Source organism: Dermatophilaceae bacterium Soc4.6 (assembly GCA_039889245.1).
GTDB lineage: Bacteria > Actinomycetota > Actinomycetes > Actinomycetales > Dermatophilaceae > Lapillicoccus.
In genome coordinates, this window is the sequence record JAZGVH010000002.1 from 1,692,534 (window position 1) to 1,708,115 (window position 15,582).

18 protein-coding genes are annotated in these 15,582 nt (G+C 72.4%); 6 read left to right on the top strand and 12 right to left on the bottom strand.

What is annotated here, in order from left to right:
- Positions 1–28: 28 nt before the first annotated feature.
- Genes V3N99_07825 through V3N99_07835 form a run of 3 tightly spaced genes read right to left on the bottom strand, consistent with a single transcriptional unit; the run spans position 29 to position 1,836 of the window.
- Complete coding sequence (locus V3N99_07825; protein ID MEO3936656.1) at positions 29–355, bottom strand: DUF2516 family protein; 327 nt, start codon at positions 353–355, stop codon at positions 29–31.
- 60 nt (positions 356–415) lie between these two features.
- Positions 416–841: a D-aminoacyl-tRNA deacylase gene (gene dtd / locus V3N99_07830; protein MEO3936657.1), complete on the bottom strand. Its 426-nt coding sequence runs from the start codon at positions 839–841 to the stop codon at positions 416–418.
- 8 nt (positions 842–849) lie between these two features.
- Positions 850–1,836 carry an asparaginase gene (locus V3N99_07835; protein ID MEO3936658.1) on the bottom strand — a complete coding sequence of 329 codons (987 nt, stop codon included), beginning with the start codon at positions 1,834–1,836 and terminating at the stop codon, positions 850–852.
- A gap of 107 nt (positions 1,837–1,943) precedes the next feature.
- Between V3N99_07835 and V3N99_07840 the strand changes: the two genes are divergently transcribed.
- Positions 1,944–2,252, top strand: a complete 309-nt coding sequence (locus V3N99_07840) for a hypothetical protein (protein ID MEO3936659.1) — start codon at positions 1,944–1,946, stop codon at positions 2,250–2,252.
- A gap of 36 nt (positions 2,253–2,288) precedes the next feature.
- Here V3N99_07840 and V3N99_07845 read toward each other — a convergent pair whose 3' ends face one another.
- The 6 genes from V3N99_07845 to V3N99_07870 all read right to left on the bottom strand — a co-directional run bounded on the left by V3N99_07845 (position 2,289) and on the right by V3N99_07870 (position 6,711).
- Entirely contained in the window at positions 2,289–2,978 is a 690-nt protein-coding gene (locus V3N99_07845; GenBank protein MEO3936660.1) for a hypothetical protein, read from the bottom strand.
- Positions 2,979–3,007: 29 nt separating this feature from the next.
- The gene (locus V3N99_07850) at positions 3,008–3,466 is read right to left on the bottom strand and encodes a helix-turn-helix transcriptional regulator (protein ID MEO3936661.1); all 459 of its coding nucleotides are present in this window, start codon (positions 3,464–3,466) and stop codon (positions 3,008–3,010) included.
- Between the two features lie 178 nt (positions 3,467–3,644).
- The gene (locus tag V3N99_07855) at positions 3,645–4,481 is read right to left on the bottom strand and encodes a 3-keto-5-aminohexanoate cleavage protein (protein MEO3936662.1); all 837 of its coding nucleotides are present in this window, start codon (positions 4,479–4,481) and stop codon (positions 3,645–3,647) included.
- Positions 4,482–4,580: 99 nt separating this feature from the next.
- Entirely contained in the window at positions 4,581–5,648 is a 1,068-nt protein-coding gene (locus V3N99_07860) for a folate-binding protein (GenBank protein ID MEO3936663.1), read from the bottom strand.
- Positions 5,623–6,171 (bottom strand): transcriptional repressor, encoded by a 549-nt coding sequence (locus V3N99_07865; protein MEO3936664.1) that lies wholly within the window; start codon positions 6,169–6,171, stop codon positions 5,623–5,625. The genes V3N99_07860 and V3N99_07865 overlap by 26 nt, the downstream gene beginning before the upstream one ends.
- Before the next feature lie 39 nt (positions 6,172–6,210).
- On the bottom strand, positions 6,211–6,711 hold the full coding sequence (locus V3N99_07870; GenBank protein MEO3936665.1) for an FABP family protein: 501 nt from the start codon (positions 6,709–6,711) through the stop codon (positions 6,211–6,213).
- A gap of 23 nt (positions 6,712–6,734) precedes the next feature.
- On the opposite strand from V3N99_07870, the gene V3N99_07875 reads away from it, so the two are divergent.
- Entirely contained in the window at positions 6,735–7,115 is a 381-nt protein-coding gene (locus V3N99_07875) for a DsrE family protein (protein ID MEO3936666.1), read from the top strand.
- 19 nt (positions 7,116–7,134) lie between these two features.
- On the opposite strand, the gene V3N99_07880 is transcribed toward V3N99_07875, so the two are convergent.
- Both V3N99_07880 and V3N99_07885 read right to left on the bottom strand, forming a co-directional pair.
- Positions 7,135–8,043 carry a hypothetical protein gene (locus V3N99_07880; GenBank protein MEO3936667.1) on the bottom strand — a complete coding sequence of 303 codons (909 nt, stop codon included), beginning with the start codon at positions 8,041–8,043 and terminating at the stop codon, positions 7,135–7,137.
- 16 nt (positions 8,044–8,059) lie between these two features.
- Positions 8,060–8,299 (bottom strand): MoaD/ThiS family protein, encoded by a 240-nt coding sequence (locus V3N99_07885; protein MEO3936668.1) that lies wholly within the window; start codon positions 8,297–8,299, stop codon positions 8,060–8,062.
- Positions 8,300–8,452: 153 nt separating this feature from the next.
- On the opposite strand from V3N99_07885, the gene V3N99_07890 reads away from it, so the two are divergent.
- On the top strand, positions 8,453–9,157 hold the full coding sequence (locus V3N99_07890; protein MEO3936669.1) for a response regulator transcription factor: 705 nt from the start codon (positions 8,453–8,455) through the stop codon (positions 9,155–9,157).
- A gap of 58 nt (positions 9,158–9,215) precedes the next feature.
- On the opposite strand, the gene V3N99_07895 is transcribed toward V3N99_07890, so the two are convergent.
- Positions 9,216–11,111, bottom strand: coding sequence for a bifunctional metallophosphatase/5'-nucleotidase (locus V3N99_07895; GenBank protein MEO3936670.1), 1,896 nt, complete (start codon positions 11,109–11,111; stop codon positions 9,216–9,218).
- 190 nt (positions 11,112–11,301) lie between these two features.
- Here V3N99_07895 and mshD point away from each other — a divergent pair, with 190 nt between their 5' ends.
- Genes mshD through V3N99_07910 form a run of 3 tightly spaced genes read left to right on the top strand, consistent with a single transcriptional unit; the run spans position 11,302 to position 15,510 of the window.
- Positions 11,302–12,261, top strand: a complete 960-nt coding sequence (gene mshD / locus V3N99_07900) for a mycothiol synthase (protein MEO3936671.1) — start codon at positions 11,302–11,304, stop codon at positions 12,259–12,261.
- Positions 12,258–14,552: an RNA degradosome polyphosphate kinase gene (locus V3N99_07905; GenBank protein MEO3936672.1), complete on the top strand. Its 2,295-nt coding sequence runs from the start codon at positions 12,258–12,260 to the stop codon at positions 14,550–14,552. Before mshD ends, V3N99_07905 begins: the two co-directional genes overlap by 4 nt.
- Before the next feature lie 10 nt (positions 14,553–14,562).
- Entirely contained in the window at positions 14,563–15,510 is a 948-nt protein-coding gene (locus V3N99_07910) for an NUDIX hydrolase (protein MEO3936673.1), read from the top strand.
- Positions 15,511–15,582: the final 72 nt, after the last annotated feature.

The following is a 15,582-nucleotide window of genomic DNA, read 5'->3' on the forward strand; positions in this document are numbered from 1 at the left end:
GTCACAAGGGCCACCAGAGCCAGCAAGGTCACCAGGGGCCGTAGGGGCCCTGGTTCGTGCGACCACCACGACCGGACACCTGGCGCAGGGCCGGGCGCACGTCGGTGAGGTAGACCGCCGCCGCGACGAAGGCGATGATGCCGACGAAGCCGAGGACGTACTGGAAGGTGATGACCCCCACGGCCACCGCGACCCCGAGGACCGCGAGCCAGAACGTCTTCGTGCGCTTGCCGGCCGCGACGTAGGACTGCGAGCTGTGGCGGAGCGCGTCGACGATCGCGAAGACCTCGCACCCGAGGGCGAGCACGCCGAGCACGAGCAGCAGGGTGCTCTGCACGTTGCTGAAGATCTGCATGGTGTCCACTCTAGGGTCGTCGGGGCAGCCGCTGGACAGATCTGGCGCAAAGCCCGCAGATCAGACGTCCAGGACGACGGTCACCGGACCGTCGTTCACCAGGTGAACCTCCATGTCGGCCCCGAAGGTTCCCGTCGCGACCTCGACCCCGAGCGCATGCAGCCCCGCGACCACCGCCTCGACCAGCGGCCCGGCGACCGAGCCGGGCGCTGCTGCCCCCCACGACGGCCGTCGACCCTTGCGGGTGTCGGCGAGCAGCGTGAACTGCGAGACGACCAGCACGGGCGCGCCCACGTCGGTCACCGACCGCTCGTCGCGCAGGATCCGCAGCCCGGCGATCTTGCGCACCGTCGCGTCCGCCTGGGCCGGCCCGTCGCCGACCCCGACCCCGACCAGGGCGAGCAGCCCGGGCCGCGTGACCTCGCCGACGACCTGGCCGGCCACCGAGACCCGGGCCGAGGTCACGCGCTGCAGGACGGTGCGCACGCGCAGCCTCAGAGACCAACGGCGACGACCGCGCCGACCGGCTCGCCGTGCCCGAGCACGGGTGCGTGCTCCAGCTGGGCGAAGGCCGTCGGCGCCTCGACCCCGATGCGCCGCAGCACGGCCGCGACCACGACCGGCGCCGCCCGGTGGAATCCGTCGGCCACCTTGACGGCGACCCCGCGACCGTCGGGCAGCCCCACGGCATACACCGACTCGGCGCCGTCCTTCGCGACCAGGCCCGGCACCTCGCGAATGAGGGCGGTCACCGCCCGCCGGGTGCCGCCGAGCATCTCGGGGAAGGCCGAGATGGCGTCGGCCACCCGTCGCTCCGCGGTGCCGTCGGCTGCCGAGGCGGTGCGGCCGAAGGCCCGGGCCAGCCCGACGAGCGGGTAGGCCTGCAGCGGCGCCCCGCACCCGTCGACAGCGATCGCGCTGACCGTCGTGCCCGACAGGTCCTCGATCGTCGCGAGCACCCCCTGCTGGAGGGGGTGCTCGGGGTCGAGGTAGGACGCCAGGTCCCAGCCGTTGACGACGCAGGTCGCCACCATCGCCGCGTGCTTGCCCGAGCAGTTCTGCGCGAGCGACGAGGCCGGGCGACCGTCACGGATCCACGCCTCGCGCTCCTGCTCGTCGTAGGGGCGGTCAGGGGTGTTGCGCAGGTCGTCCTGCGTCAGACCCGCGCCGGCCAGGATCTGCTGAGCGGCCTCGAGGTGGAAGGGCTCGCCCGAGTGGCTCGCACAGGCGAGGGCCAGCTGGCGTGGGGGCAGGTCGAGACCGGCGCGCACCATCGCGGCTGCCTGCACCGGCTTGTTGGACGACCGGGCGAAGACCGGGCCGGACGCATCGCCCAGCTGCCACTCGACCTCGCCGTCGGGGCCCGTCACGACGACGCTCACCCGGTGCACGCTCTCGACCACCCCCGATCTCACGACGTGGACGAGGACGGGTGCCTCGGAGAGTGCGGGGGACACCGGCAGGGGCTCGAGAGTGCTCACCGGCACAGTCTTCCAGCCCCGGGCCCGCCTCCTCACTGGGATGATCCCGACGTGGGCCTCGCGACCCCCTCAACCCTTCGGACCCTCCTCGCCATCGGCCTGGCCTGATGACCATCACCGCCCACGGGACAGCATCGGCCCCCATCGTGGTCGACCACCTCGGCAGCGCGAAGCCGGTGCTCGACAACAGCATCGACGTGCAGGGGTCGAGCTGGCTGGTCATCCGCCACCTGCAGGTGGTCACCCCCAACCTGCTCGACAACACGAGCGGGGCAGACCGCCGCCGCCGGGGCGTCCTTCCTCGGCGTCTACCACTCCCCACCGGCCTGACCCCGGGCCCTCCCCCCACGCAGACGTCCGCGTGGCAACCCGACCGGGCCGGTCGTCCACGCGGACGTCTCGCGTGCAGGTGGTGAGGTGCGGCGTCTCCAGAACGGTGGACGCCGCGGGCGTCAGTCGCCGATCTTCTCGGCGGCGTCCTCGGTCGCCACGACGGCAGCGGCAGTCGCCTTCTTGGCGGTGGTGCGGGTGGCCTTGGCCCGGGACGTGGTGCGCTCGGCGCCCTTGCGGGCGGTCGTGGTGGTGCGCTTGGCTGCCGTGCGGGTGCGCTTGACGGCGGCCTTGACCTTGGGGGTGGCCTCGGCGACGTCGGCCTTGACGGTCTCCGCGGTCTCGGCGATCGTGTCGGCCGTCCTGGTCGCCTCCTTGCGGGCGGTGGTGAAGGTCGCCTTGGCGCTGGAGGTGGTCGAGTCGACCGCGTGGCGAGCAGTGGTGACCGCGCCGCGGCCGACGGCGATGGTGCTGTCGACCTGCTTGACGAGATCCTTGGTGGCGCGCTGGGTGCGCAGGCGGGTCAGGAGCGAGTCGCCCCGGGCCTCGAGGGCGCCGACGGTGCTCTCGACGTCGCTGTGCACCTTCCCGATGAGCTCCTTACCGGTGCGGATGGCCAGCGAAGGGGCCTCCTGCACCTGCTTGACGAGCTCCTTCTGCAGGCCCTTGGGGTCGATGTTGGTCAGGGCGCGACGGGTGGCGACGACCTGGCCGCTGGCGTCGCGGACCTTCTCGACGGCGAGGTCGACGATGCCGACGAGGGCCTCTCCGGTGCCGGTGGCGGTCTTCTTGAGGTCAGTGGTCAAGGACATGGTGGTTCCTCCTGGAACGGTGTGGTGGTCTAGCTCTGGGGCGGGGTACGCCGGCGCGACGGTGCGCTGCGCGGTGCCGGGGTGTCGTCCCCGGGCTGGGTCAGGCTGGTGGCGGTGGAGTCAGTGCCGTCAGGGGGCACGCTGCCTCCGGAGACGAACGAGGCGTAGACGTCGACGAGGACGGCGCGCTGGCGGGGCGTGAGCCCCGGGTCGGCGGCGATGGCCTCGAGGACCCCCGGCGAGCCGGGGGGCGACGGCACGGCATCGAGGATGCCGGCCTGGACGTAGAGCGACTCCGCCGAGACCTGCAGCCCGCGGGCGAGCTGCTGGAGGATCTCGGCACTCGGCTTCTTCAGGCCCCGCTCGATCTGCGAGAGGTAGGGGTTGGAGACTCCAGCCAGGTCGGAGAGCTGACGCAGCGAGAGCTGGGCGCTCTGGCGCTGCTCGCGCAGGAACGCCCCCAGCTCGTGCGGTGACAACTTGCTCATGCCTCCATCATGCTTGCTCTGGTTAGCAAGTGCAAACCAGAGGCAGCGTGAGGTAGCCCACAGCCGCCTCGGGAACACCCCCACCGTCAGCTTGTTGGTTCATACCGTCGCTCGTGGGCCTCCTGGGCCAGCAGAGAGGTCGTGTCGGGCGCCACCAGACGAAAGGGGAGCTGGCCGGTCAGCGGCGCTTGACGCCGAGCTCCTCGCGGGCCTGTGTCGTCGTCATCGGCGGGCGCTGCAGCGTCGTGGCGATCTCGGCGGCGCGGGCCACCAGCTCGTCGTTGTGCCGCACCTCTTGGCCCCGGGCGTAGACGAGGTTGTCCTCCATGCCCACCCGCAGGTGCCCACCGGCGCCGAGCGCGGTGGCGAGCACGGGCAGGTGCGAGCGGCCGATGCCGGTGGCCGACCACGTGGTCACCTCGGCCGGCAGGGCCGCGACGGCGGCGAGGACGGCGGCAGCGGTGCCCGGCATACCGCCGGGCACGCCGGTGACCAGGTCGACGTGCACCCGCCCTCCGTAGGGCAGCCCCTCCTGGTCGAGCAGCCGACGCAGCGACGCGACGTGCCCGAGGTCGAAGAGCTCGAACTCGGGGACGACCTCGCGCGCGATGCTCTGCCGGTAGAGCTCGACCACGAAGGGCCAGGGGTTGAGGAAGACGTCGTCACCGAAGTTCGTCGTGCCGCAGGTGAGCGAGCACGAGTCGGGCTCGGCGTCGAGCACCGTCAGCCGCTGCGCGAGCGGGTCGTGCACGCTGCCGCCGGTGGAGAGCTGCACGATCAGGTCGGTCGCCTCGCGCACGGCGTCGACCGCCTCGCGCAGGCGGGCACCGTCGAGGGTCGGCCGGTGCTCGTCGTCACGGATGTGCAGGTGGATCAGCGAGGCCCCCGCCGCCTCGCAGCGCACAGCGGTCTCGACGAGCTCGTCCGTGGTCGTGGGGAGCTGGGGCACATCGGCCTTGGCGACCTCGGCCCCGGTCGGCGCGACGGTGATCAGGGTGTGGGCGGCGCTGCTCATGACCCCAACCCTCCCACTTGTTGCGGTGAGCGCCGGACAACTGCGACAGAACTCGCGTCAGACGCAGCGCTCACCGCAACAAGTGGAGGTTCCAGGGGGTCAGGGGGTGACGACCACCGTCTGGGCGCCGGCGACGTCGCCGGCCACGAGGACCGCGTCCACCGGGGTGTTGCGCTTGATGAGGGCCAGGGCGATGGGGCCGTCCTCGTGGTGGCGGGCCACCGAGGTCAGGAAGCCCACGGCTCGTCCGTCGAGGGTGAGCTCACTCCCCCGGTCGGGCAGCAGGTGGCCGGAGCCGTCGAGGTGCAGGAACACCAGCCGACGCGGCGGACGCCCCAGGTTGTGCACCCGGGCGACGGTCTCCTGCCCGCGGTAACAGCCCTTGTGCAGGTGCACGGCGCTGCGCAGCCAGTCGACCTCGTGCACGAGGGTGCGGTGGTCGGTCTCGTACCCGAGACGGGGCCGCCACGCCGCGATCCGCAGCGCCTCTGCGGCCCACGACCCGGCCAGCGGCCGATCACCAACAGCAGCAACGAGATCGGCCCGCGGCACGATGAGCTCACGCCACGCTCGTCCCGTGCCGGGGTGACCCTCCAGCGGCCCGTAAGCCGCCGTGTCACCGGTGGCACCGACGAGGTCGGGCCACGGGTCACGCCAGGCGAGGGGCTCACCGGGGAGAGACTCGGCGGCATACGGCTCACCGAGCACGGCGTGCTCGTGGCTGACGTCGGCGACCTCGACCCGCAGCATGAAGCGCATCGAGTCGAGCCAGGCGAGCAGCGGGCCGGCGGCGCCGGGCTCGGTGGTGACCCAGGTCGTCTCGCCGTCGTCGACCACGTGCAGGTCGTGCTCGACGTGACCCTTGGGGCTGAGCACGAGCGTCTCGCGCGACTCGCGCGCGGGGAGGCCGAGCAGCATCTGGGTCGTCAGCGAGTGCAGCCACGACAGCCGGTCGGGGCCGGTCACGGTGAGCACGGGACGGTGCGACAGGTCGACCACCGCGAGCCCCTCGGCGAGCAGGCGCTGCTCGCGCAGCGGGTCGCCGTAGTGCGCGGCCACCGGGGCGTCGAGGCCCTCGCCCGCCACGGCGCCGGGAGCGCGCAGCAGCGGCGACCCGGGGCCCGAGGCCTTCGGGGTGGGGTCAGTGCTCTGGGTGGGGGTGCTCATGCGGTCCTCGTGACTCCGGCGCGGAGCCGGCTGGGGTGTCGGCGGATGCGTGAGCCCCACCGACGCTGGTCGACGTGACAACGGGTGTCCCGCCGTGGTGGCGGCCGGGCTCGCGCGCGCACTCGGCGCACCACCCGTGGACCGCCATGTGGGTGACGTCTGCTTCAAAGCCGTGGGCCGCCCGCAGATTCCCGATGAACGCCGCAGCGGTCTCGATCGGGGCCTCCCCGACGACCCCGCAGCCCAGGCAGACGAGGTGGATGTGGGTCGCGTGGCCGGCCCGGTGATAGCTCGGCGCCCGGTGGTCGAGGTGCGTGTGCGCCACGAAGCCGAGCTCCTCGAGCACCTCGAGACCGCGGTAGATCGTCGACTGCGGCAGCTCGGCCCCGCCGTCCTGGCCGACGACCTTGGCGATGAGGTCGGGGGTGGCGTGCTCGAGGTGGCTGACGGCGTCGAGGATCCGACGCCGCTGGGGCGTCAACCGCTTGCCCTGGGCGCGCAGGGCGTCTCCGAGGTCGGGCACGACCCCAGCGTACGACGTCCTCGCACCGCCGAGGGAGTCCTACTCCATCCGGGTGAGCGTGGCCGAGATGTGGCTCTGCATCGGCTGGTCGACCGCGGCCATGTCCATGACCCACATCAGCTGAGAGTCGACGAGGCCGTACATCCGGCTGCCGGCGTTGTACTCCTTGGCCAACGGGCTGCGCACGACCGAGTCGGTGCGCAGGTAGACCTTGGCTGGCTCGATGGAGCCGTAGTACATCTCGACGACGCCGGTCGGGTGGGCGAGCAGCAGCTCGACGTCGGCGCCGTCCTCACCGGGCCGCCAGAAGCCGAGCTCGGTCGCGAGGGGCCGCACCCGCTCGCCCGTCGTGGGCTCGAGCAGCCAGGTGTGGCTGCTCCACTCGAGGAAGCCACGCCCGTCGTGGGAGCAGACGACCTCCTGGCCGAAGTTGACCGACTCGATGGTGGGGTAGCCGACGACCCCGACGCCTTCCCAGCGCCCGACCATCCAGGCCAGGGGGCGCAGCCGCTCGGGCAGGTCGGCATCGAGGATGAACACGCGTCGGATCGTAGCCTGACCCCGTGAGCCCCTCCCCCGCTGCCATCCGCCCGCTCGTCGTCAAGGTCACCGCCGGCGCCGAGGCTCCCGAGCGCTTCTCCCAGGGGGTCACCATCGCCGCGACCGCCCTCGCGGCGGGTGCGTCGGTCAGCCTGTGGCTGACCGGCGAGGCGACGTGGCTCGCCGTCCGGGGTCGGGCCGAGGACTTCACCCTGCCGCATGCCGCCCCACTCGCCGACCTGCGCGACGCGCTGCTGGCCGCCGGGTGCGTGTCGGTCTGCAGCCAGTGCGCGGCTCGACGAGACCTCACGCAGGACGACCTGCTGCCGGGCGCGCGGATCGCCGGTGCGGCCTCCTTCGTCGAGGAGGTCCTGGCCCCTGACGTGCAGGCCCTCGTCTACTAGACCCGCGGTCAGGCTCGGGTCAGGCGACGTAGAGCCGGGTGATGAGGTAGACCAGCACCCCGACGACGAGCACGGAGGCCGCCCCCTGCGACAGCCGGGCGGGCAGGCTCCCGGCGCCGGGCAGGGGCGCGAGCACTCGCCGCACGATGTGCGACACCACGCCCGCGACGACCCCGAGGACGGCTGCGGGCACGGGGTCGACCACCCCGACGAGCCGGGCGACGAGCAGGGCGCCGAGCACCCCCGCCACCGCGGCCGGCACGAGGACCCAGCGGCGCAGCGCCGGCACGTGGGCCAGGAGGTCGGCGAGCGCGGCGACCGCCACCGCCCCCATCGCCACGGCGACGTGACCGGGTCCGCGGGAGTAGGCCGGCAGCGCCGCCAGTGGGGCGCCGACCGTGGCCAGGGCGAGGCCGGCGACGCTCGAGGACAGGCCCAGCGTCAGCCCGGACCGCTCCCGGCGCAGCAGCTGCTGCAGGAAGGCGAGGACGATGCTGACGCCGATGGTGGCGGGCAGCCACCTGAGCATCGGCTCATCGCGGGTCAGCCCGACCGTGAGACCGAGGGCCAGCGAGCCGGCGCCGACGACGGCTGCCGACCAGCGCGGGGTCGGTGCCGAGAGCAGCCGCGGCCACCCCCAGGCCAGCACCAGGCCGACGAAACCGACCGCGACCCCCGTCATGAGGGGGCCGGATGCGGCGCTCGACCCGACGAGCAGGGCCAGCGCGGCGGTCACGCCGACCGTCGTGACCGAGGTGACCGCCACGGCCGGGTCGCTCGACCCACCGGGACCGGTGGGGTGCTCGGACGCCGGTCTGGCGACCTCGCCGCGAGCCGCCGCCTCGCGCGCCGCGCGGGCAGCCGCCCGGGTCTGCGGCCCGGCCAGCGTCACCGTCGGCACGTCGTCGACACCGTCGGCCTGCGTCACGGACAGCATCCTCGCATCACCCGCCGGCGAAGGGCGGGAGCACCTCGACGACCACCCCCGCGGCCACCGGCTGGTCGAGGACCCCGCGGGCCCCCTCGACCAGCAGCGTGGCCACCGCGACCACGGGGGCGAGCGCCGGGCGGCGGCGCACGACCTCGGCGACCACCTCGCGCAGGGTCTCGCCCGGCACCTCGGTGTCCTCACCCACGCCGGCGGCGGCTCGGGCTCCGGCCCAGTAGCGCACGGTGACGGACACGAGGGCTCCCTTCGGCCAACGGTATGGAGCGAGCGCCCAGCAGCGCCGCAGGTGGATCAGTCTCTCACCACGTCGAGGCCAGGGACTCGTCACGGGCTCCCAGCCCGCAGACGCAGGGGGGTGGGTGGGCAGCCAGCGACTATCCTCGGGCCCATGGCCGCACTCCTCCTGCTCACCAACGCGCTGGCCCCCAGCGCCGAGGTGCTGCCGGCCCTCGGGTTGCTCAGCCACCACGTGCGCATCCTCCCCGCCGAGCCCACCGCCCTCGTGGACGCCCCCGCTGGCGACGTCGTGCTCGTCGACGCCCGCTTCGACCTGGCCCAGGCCCGGTCGCTGTGCCGGGTGCTGCGGGCCACCGGCCTCACCAACCCCCTGCTGGCCGTGCTCACCGAGGGGGGCCTCGCCGGGCTGACCAGTGAGTGGGGCATCGACGACGTCATCCTCGACAGCGCCGGGCCGGCCGAGGTCGACGCGCGGCTGCGGCTGGCCGTCACCCGCACCGAGGTCGTCGAGATCGAGGAGTCCGGGCCGATTCGCGCCGGAGACCTGACCATCGACGAGACCACCTACTCCGCGAAGGTGCGCGGTCGTCAGCTCGACCTGACCTACAAGGAGTTCGAGCTGCTGAAGTTCATCGCGCAGCACCCGGGCCGGGTCTTCAGCCGGGCGCAGCTGCTGCAGGAGGTCTGGGGATACGACTACTTCGGCGGCACCCGCACCGTCGACGTGCACGTGCGCCGGCTGCGGGCCAAGCTCGGCCACGAGCACGAGTTCCTCATCGGCACGATCCGCAACGTCGGCTACCGCTTCGTCTCGGAGCGGCCCCACGACCAGGAGGCCGTCTCCGTCGAGGAGTGAGCCCCCGTCCAGCAGCGCTGGACGGGGGCTCACTGCCTACGGGGGACTGCGACCGTGGCTACGGCGTGGCCGTGCCGGCGATGCGGCTGGGCACGGTCGGGGCATAGGGCGAGATCGTCGGCAGGTAGGACGCGAAGCCGTCGATGTCGAGGCCACCGAAGTAGGTGCCCGTGCCCTTGAGGAAGGAGGGGAAGTTGTCTCCGCCACCGGCGAGGAAGTTGTTGGTCACGATGCGGTAGCTCCCGGTCCTGCTGATCGGGGTGCCGTTGATCGCGACCGATCCGTCGACCGGCCCGGTGGGCGTCATGGTGTAGCTGAAGCCCGTGCTCACCTGGAGCGTCTTGACGGCGCCCGCGTTGAGCCCGGTCACCTGCTGGGTGAGCAGGTCGTAGACGTCCTGCCCGGTCAGCGTCATCGAGACCAGGTAGTTGTTGAAGGGCTGCACCGTGAAGGCCTCGTCGTAGGTGATGGCGCCGGGCGCCTCACCGTAGGGAGAGCTGGCGTAGGTGAGGTCGGCGCGGATGCCACCGGGGTTCATGAAGGCGATGACCGGGGCGACGCCGCCCGTGGTCGTCGACGGGTCGGCGAGCTGCGCGTCGGCGATGAGGTCACCCAGCGCCGACTCGCCCGCGGGGTTGCCGGCGCGCGTGACGTCCGAGGTGACCGACCCCAGCACCTTGCTGGCGATGGGCGTGACCAGGGTCTTGTAGGTCGCGATGAGCGAGGACTGGTCGGCGTCCTTGGGCAGCGTGCGGTCGACGGTGAGGTTGGAGCCGGCGACCGAGCCGCGCAGGATGTCGTTGGTCTTGGTGTTGTAGGTCAGCGTCGTGTCGGTGATGAGCCGGCCGAACGACGACGCTGACGTGAGCAGGCGCGGCTTGCCGGCCGGGTCCTTCACCGAGCACACGTAGGGCTGGTGGGTGTGACCGGAGATGACCATGTCGATCTCGGGGGACAGCTTCGAGGCGATCGGCAGGATCGGCGAGCTGGCCGGGATGAGACTCCCACCCCCGCCGCAGGTGTAGTCGTAGGTGGGGTTGACCGCGTAGGCCGTGCCCGTCGCCGGGTCGGTCCACTGCTGCGGGGACGGCACGCCGCCCTGGTGGATGAGCACGATGATGGCCTGCACGCCCTGGCGCTTCAGCACGGGCACGAGCGCGTTGGCGGTGTCGACCTCGTCGGTGAAGGACAGGCCCTTGACGCCCGACGCCGTGACGATGGTCGGCGTGTCCTTGAGCGTCATGCCGATGATGCCGATCCTGGCCGGACCGACCTGCTTGATCGTGTAGGCGGGCAGGATCGTGTCGCCGGCCCTGTGGCCCTTGGTGTCGAAGGAGTACTTCACGTTGGCCGCGAGGTAGTCGAAGCTCGCCCCGGCGAAGGTGTGGTCAGCGCAGGAGTTCTGGTTGTTGGCGCCGGCACCGTCGTTGAGGCACCCACCATCGGCCATCCGCTGCAGCTCGCGGTAGCCCTCGTCGAACTCGTGGTTGCCCACGGCGGTGGCATCGAGACCAAGGAGGTTCATCGACTCGATCGTCGGCTCGTCGTGGAAGGCCGCGGACAGCAGCGGCGAGGCCCCGATGAGGTCGCCGGCGGCGAGCGTCAGTGACAGGGGGTGCCCCACGCGCTCCTGCTTCAGCGTGGTCGCGAGGTACTCCGCCCCACCCACGTCCTGGGTCACGTCGACCGGCAGCCCGCTGACCGGGTCGATCCGGTGATCGACCACGACCCGGCCGCTCGAGCCGGCGGGCGGCTCGAGGTTGCCGTGGAAGTCGTTGAAGGACAGCACCTGGATCTTGACGTTGCCGTCCTTGTCGGGCCGGGCCGGGTCGGGGGTCGGGCCGGCGGCGCGGGTCGGGCCGGCGGCCGCGACAGCGGCCAGCGCGCAGGCGGCGACCCCCACGACGGCGACGAGACGGCGTCGGCCGCCGCGGGTACGGGTGACGGGCTTCATGAGGCTCCTGAAGGGGGGTCGAGGATCGACGTGGGGGTCGCCGGACCGGGCGTCAACGGGTGGCGGTGAGGTGCGGCTGGACGCACCTTAGCCCCGCTGGGAGAATGCTGGGCAACGACTGGGTAACGGGCTGGAGCCCGCGCCAGCCTGCGGTCGACACCCTGTCGGACCCCCGTGGTGGAATGCCCGCATGCCGCCGCTTCCCCCCGTCGTCGACCCCGACGCGCGCGCCCTCACCTCCGCCCAGCTGCGCGACGTCGAGGCGCTGGTGGCCGCCGCCACCACGACCGATGGCGCGGCCCCGCTCTCGGAGCAGTTCCTGCTCGCACTGCGCCACCCTCACGGCCCCCGCCACCTCCTGACGTATGCCGGGGAGCAGCTGCGCGGATACGCCCAGGCCCGCGACGACGCGGCCGAGCTCGTCGTCGACCCGGAGCACCGCCGGCAGGGCGTGGGGACGGCGCTGTTGGCGGGTCTTCATACGGTCGCGCCGCAGGCCCGGGTGTGGGCGCACGGCGACCTCGCACCGGCGGCGGCCTTCGCGGCGGCCCTCGGCCTGGCGGTGGCCCGCGAGCTGTTCGTGCTCGAGCGCCCGCTCGGCGCCGCCGGCGGAGCACCGCTGCCCCCGGTCGTGCTGCCCGACGGGCTGCACGCCCGGGCCTTCGTGCCCGGACGCGACGAGCAGGAGTGGCTGCGGGTCAACGCCGCCGCCTTCGTCCACCACCCCGAGCAGGGGCGGCTGACCCGGGCCGACCTCGACGAGCTGATGACGCAGGACTGGTTCGACCCGGCGGGGCTGCTGCTGGTCTGCCCCGACGGCTCCGATGACCCCGTCGCCGCGTCGCACTGGACCAAAGTGCACCCCGCGGGTGACAAGGGCCCCGCACCGGTCGGCGAGGTCTACGTCGTGGCCGTCGACCCGGCCTACCAGGGGCGTGGGCTCGGGCGGCCCGTGACCCTGCTGGGGCTGCACCACCTCGAGCGGGCGGGACTGCGCACGGTGATCCTCTACGTCGACGGCGACAACCCGGCGGCGCTGCGGGTCTACCGCTCCCTCGGCTTCGGGACTCTCGGTGTCGACCGGATGTACGAGCGCACGCACGCCACGGACAGCAGGGTGGGTGCGGATGGTGCGACGATGAGCCCATGAGTGCCGACCCCGTCTCCGCCGAGCACCTCGCCGAGGCGCCCGCCGCCTTCACCTCTGCTGACGCGAGCGACGCGCCCGACGAGGGCGGCAGCCGCGTCCGGTCACTGGCCAGCGCCATCCCGGCCCACCGGCCCTTCCAGCCGCGCGCCGCCAACGGGCGCTTCGTCAGCACCCTCGACGGCGACGACGAGGCCGAGCTGCCGGTCGACCGCTTCCTCGAGCGCGAGGTCTCGTGGCTGCAGTTCAACGAGCGCGTGCTGCAGCTGGCGATGGACGAGGACGTGCCGCTGCTCGAGCGGGCGAAGTTCCTGGCCATCTTCTCCAGCAACCTCGACGAGTTCTTCATGGTGCGCGTCGCCGGTCTCAAGCGCCGGATCGCGACCGGGCTGGCCGTGCGCTCGGCTGCGGGCCTCGAGCCCCGCGAGGTGCTCGAGGGCATCTCCGAGGTGGCCCAGCAGCTCAGCCAGCTGCAGTCGCAGGTCTTCCGCGACCAGGTGCGCCCGGCCCTCGAGGACGAGGGCATCACCATCTCGCGGTGGGACGAGCTCAGCGACGACGACAAGGCGCCGCTGCACCGGCTCTTCATCGACACCATCTTCCCGGTGCTCACCCCCCTGTCGGTCGACCCCGCGCACCCCTTCCCCTACATCTCCGGTCTGTCGCTCAACCTCGCGGTGACGCTGGTCAACCCCAAGACCGGCAACGAGCACTTCGCGCGGGTCAAGGTGCCGCCGTCGCTGCCCCGGCTGCTGCAGGTCGGCCCGGTCGTGCAGGCCGAGTCCTACTCCGTACGCTTCGTGCCGATCGAGGACGTCATCTCCGCCCACCTCGACCAGCTCTTCACCGGCATGGAGGTGCACGAGCACACGACCTTCCGGGTCACCCGCAACGAGGACCTCGAGGTCGAGGAGGACGACACCGAGAACCTCCTGACCGCCCTCGAGCGCGAGCTCACGCGGCGGCGTTTCGGCCCGCCGGTGCGGCTCGAGGTCGAGGAGGACATCGACGACCACGTGCTCGACCTCATCGCGCGCGAGCTGCAGGTCGTGCCGTCCGAGATCTACCGGATGCAGGCTCCCCTCGACCTGCGCTCGCTCTTCATCGTCGGTGACATCGAGCGCTCCGACCTCAAGGACCCGCCGTTCGTCCCCATGACCCAGCCCGACCTCGCGCCGACCGAGTCGAGCAAGCCCGGCGACATCTTCGCCGCCGTGCGCAGCAAGGACGTGCTCCTGCACCACCCGTACGACTCCTTCTCGACGTCGGTGCAGGCCTTCATCGAGCAGGCGGCAGCCGACCCGCGGGTGCTCGCGATCAAGCAGACCCTCTACCGCACCAGCGGCGACTCGCCGATCGTCGACGCCCTGATCGACGCCGCCGAGGCGGGCAAGCAGGTGCTCGCCGTCGTCGAGATCAAGGCCCGCTTCGACGAGGTCAACAACATCAGCTGGGCGCGCAAGCTCGAGCAGGCCGGCGTGCACGTCGTCTACGGCATCGTGGGCTTGAAGACCCACGCCAAGCTCTGCCTCGTCGTGCGGCAGGAGTCCGAGGGGCTGGTGCGCTACTGCCACATCGGCACCGGCAACTACAACCCCAAGACCGCCCGGATGTATGAGGACCTCGGCCTGCTCACCTGCGACCCGCAGGTCGGCGAGGACCTCACCCGGCTGTTCAACCAGCTGTCGGGCATCGCTCCGCGCAGCCGCTTCAAGCGGCTGCTGGTGGCTCCCCGCACGGTCCGCACCGGGCTCGTCGAGCTGATCGAGGAGGAGACCGAGCGCCAGCAGCGCTCCGGGCGGGGGCACATCGTCATCAAGGTCAACTCGATCGTCGACGAGGGGATCATCGACGCCCTCTACCGCGCCTCGCGCGAGGGCGTGACGGTCGACGTGTGGGTCCGCGGGATCTGCGCGCTCCGACCCGGGGTGCCGGGGCTGAGCGAGAACATCACCGTGCGCTCGACCCTCGGCCGGTTCCTCGAGCACTCTCGCGTCTTCTGGTTCTATGCCGACGGCGACCCGCAGGTCTACATCGGCAGCGCCGACATGATGCACCGCAACCTCGACCGCCGCGTCGAGGCCCTCGTCCGCATCACCGACCCGGGTCACCTCGACGAGATCCGCGGCATGCTGCGCCTCGGCTTCGCCCCCGACAGCTCGCGCTGGGAGCTCTCGGGAGACGGTCGGTGGACTCGCGTGCACCGCGGCCCGGAGGGGCAGCCGCTGCTCGACATCCAGTCGCAGACCATCGAGACGGCCACCAAGCGACGGCGCAAGGCCCGGCGCCGATAGGTTCGCCATCATGCCGGTCATCCCTGCAGCTGGGACCCTGCCCTGGCGGCGTCGCCGGGGCGAGCTCGAGGTCGCCATGGTCCACCGCCCGAAGTACGACGACTGGTCGTGGGCCAAGGGCAAGCTCGAGCCCGGTGAGCTCGCGCCGGTGGCCGCCGTGCGCGAGACGCTCGAGGAGACGGGGCTCGAGGTGCACCTCGGGCTGCCCCTGCCGTCGGCGACCTACACCGTGCTCGACCGCGAGGGCCTGCCGTGCACCAAGGAGGTGCACTACTGGGCGGCCGAGGTGGTCGGTGGTGATGGGACCCTCGAGCACGAGATCGACGAGGTCGTCTGGCTCGACGTCGTCGCCGCCCACCACCGACTCGACTACACCCGCGACCGCGACCAGCTGCGGGCGCTGATGCGGGCCGACGCCGACGGCATCCTCACCACGTGGCCCCTGGCTCTCGTCCGGCACGCCAAGGCCCGCCCCCGCGCAGGCTGGACCGGGGCCGACCAGCTGCGCCCGCTCGACGCGCGCGGGGTGCGGCAGGCGGCCGCGACCGGGCCCCTGCTGGCGGCTTACGGCGTCACGCGGCTGGTCTCGTCGCCGGCCCGCCGCTGCCTCGACACCCTCACCCCGTATGCGGCTGCCACGGCGACCACGATCAAGGTCAAGGAGGGCCTGTCCGAGGAGGGCTTCCGTGAGCGCCCCGACCGGGCGCCCCACCACCTGCGCCGGACCCTCGAGCGCGGGCGGCCGTCGGCCATCTGCAGCCACGGCCCGGTGCTGCCTTCCCTGCTCCATACGGTCGAGGAGCACGTGGACACCGCCTGCGGGGCCGGGCAGCAGGCGGCCGAGCTGCTCGCCGCATCGGCCCGAGGCTCCATGGCCAAGGGTGAGGTGCTCCTGTGTCACGTCGTATCGACCGGGAGCGCGGCCAGGGTGGTCGCCGCGGAACGGCACCTGCCCTGAGCCGAGAGGGGCCGGGACGAGCCAGGACGGGGGACCGGGTCGGGACCCCAGAATGTCTCTGGCCGTTCACCT

Excerpts from the sequence above, each read along its gene's own strand:
- V3N99_07840 (MEO3936659.1), top strand. The coding sequence starts at position 1,944 with ATGACCATCACCGCCCACGGGACAGCATCGGCCCCCATCGTGGTCGAC.
- V3N99_07845 (MEO3936660.1), bottom strand. The coding sequence starts at position 2,978 with ATGTCCTTGACCACTGACCTCAAGAAGACCGCCACCGGCACCGGAGAG.
- V3N99_07890 (MEO3936669.1), top strand. The coding sequence starts at position 8,453 with ATGGCCGCACTCCTCCTGCTCACCAACGCGCTGGCCCCCAGCGCCGAG.
- V3N99_07860 (MEO3936663.1), bottom strand. The coding sequence starts at position 5,648 with ATGAGCACCCCCACCCAGAGCACTGACCCCACCCCGAAGGCCTCGGGC.
- V3N99_07895 (MEO3936670.1), bottom strand. The coding sequence starts at position 11,111 with ATGAAGCCCGTCACCCGTACCCGCGGCGGCCGACGCCGTCTCGTCGCC.
- V3N99_07850 (MEO3936661.1), bottom strand. The coding sequence starts at position 3,466 with ATGAGCAAGTTGTCACCGCACGAGCTGGGGGCGTTCCTGCGCGAGCAG.
- V3N99_07905 (MEO3936672.1), top strand. The coding sequence starts at position 12,258 with ATGAGTGCCGACCCCGTCTCCGCCGAGCACCTCGCCGAGGCGCCCGCC.
- V3N99_07910 (MEO3936673.1), top strand. The coding sequence starts at position 14,563 with ATGCCGGTCATCCCTGCAGCTGGGACCCTGCCCTGGCGGCGTCGCCGG.
- V3N99_07825 (MEO3936656.1), bottom strand. The coding sequence starts at position 355 with ATGCAGATCTTCAGCAACGTGCAGAGCACCCTGCTGCTCGTGCTCGGC.
- V3N99_07855 (MEO3936662.1), bottom strand. The coding sequence starts at position 4,481 with ATGAGCAGCGCCGCCCACACCCTGATCACCGTCGCGCCGACCGGGGCC.
- mshD (MEO3936671.1), top strand. The coding sequence starts at position 11,302 with ATGCCGCCGCTTCCCCCCGTCGTCGACCCCGACGCGCGCGCCCTCACC.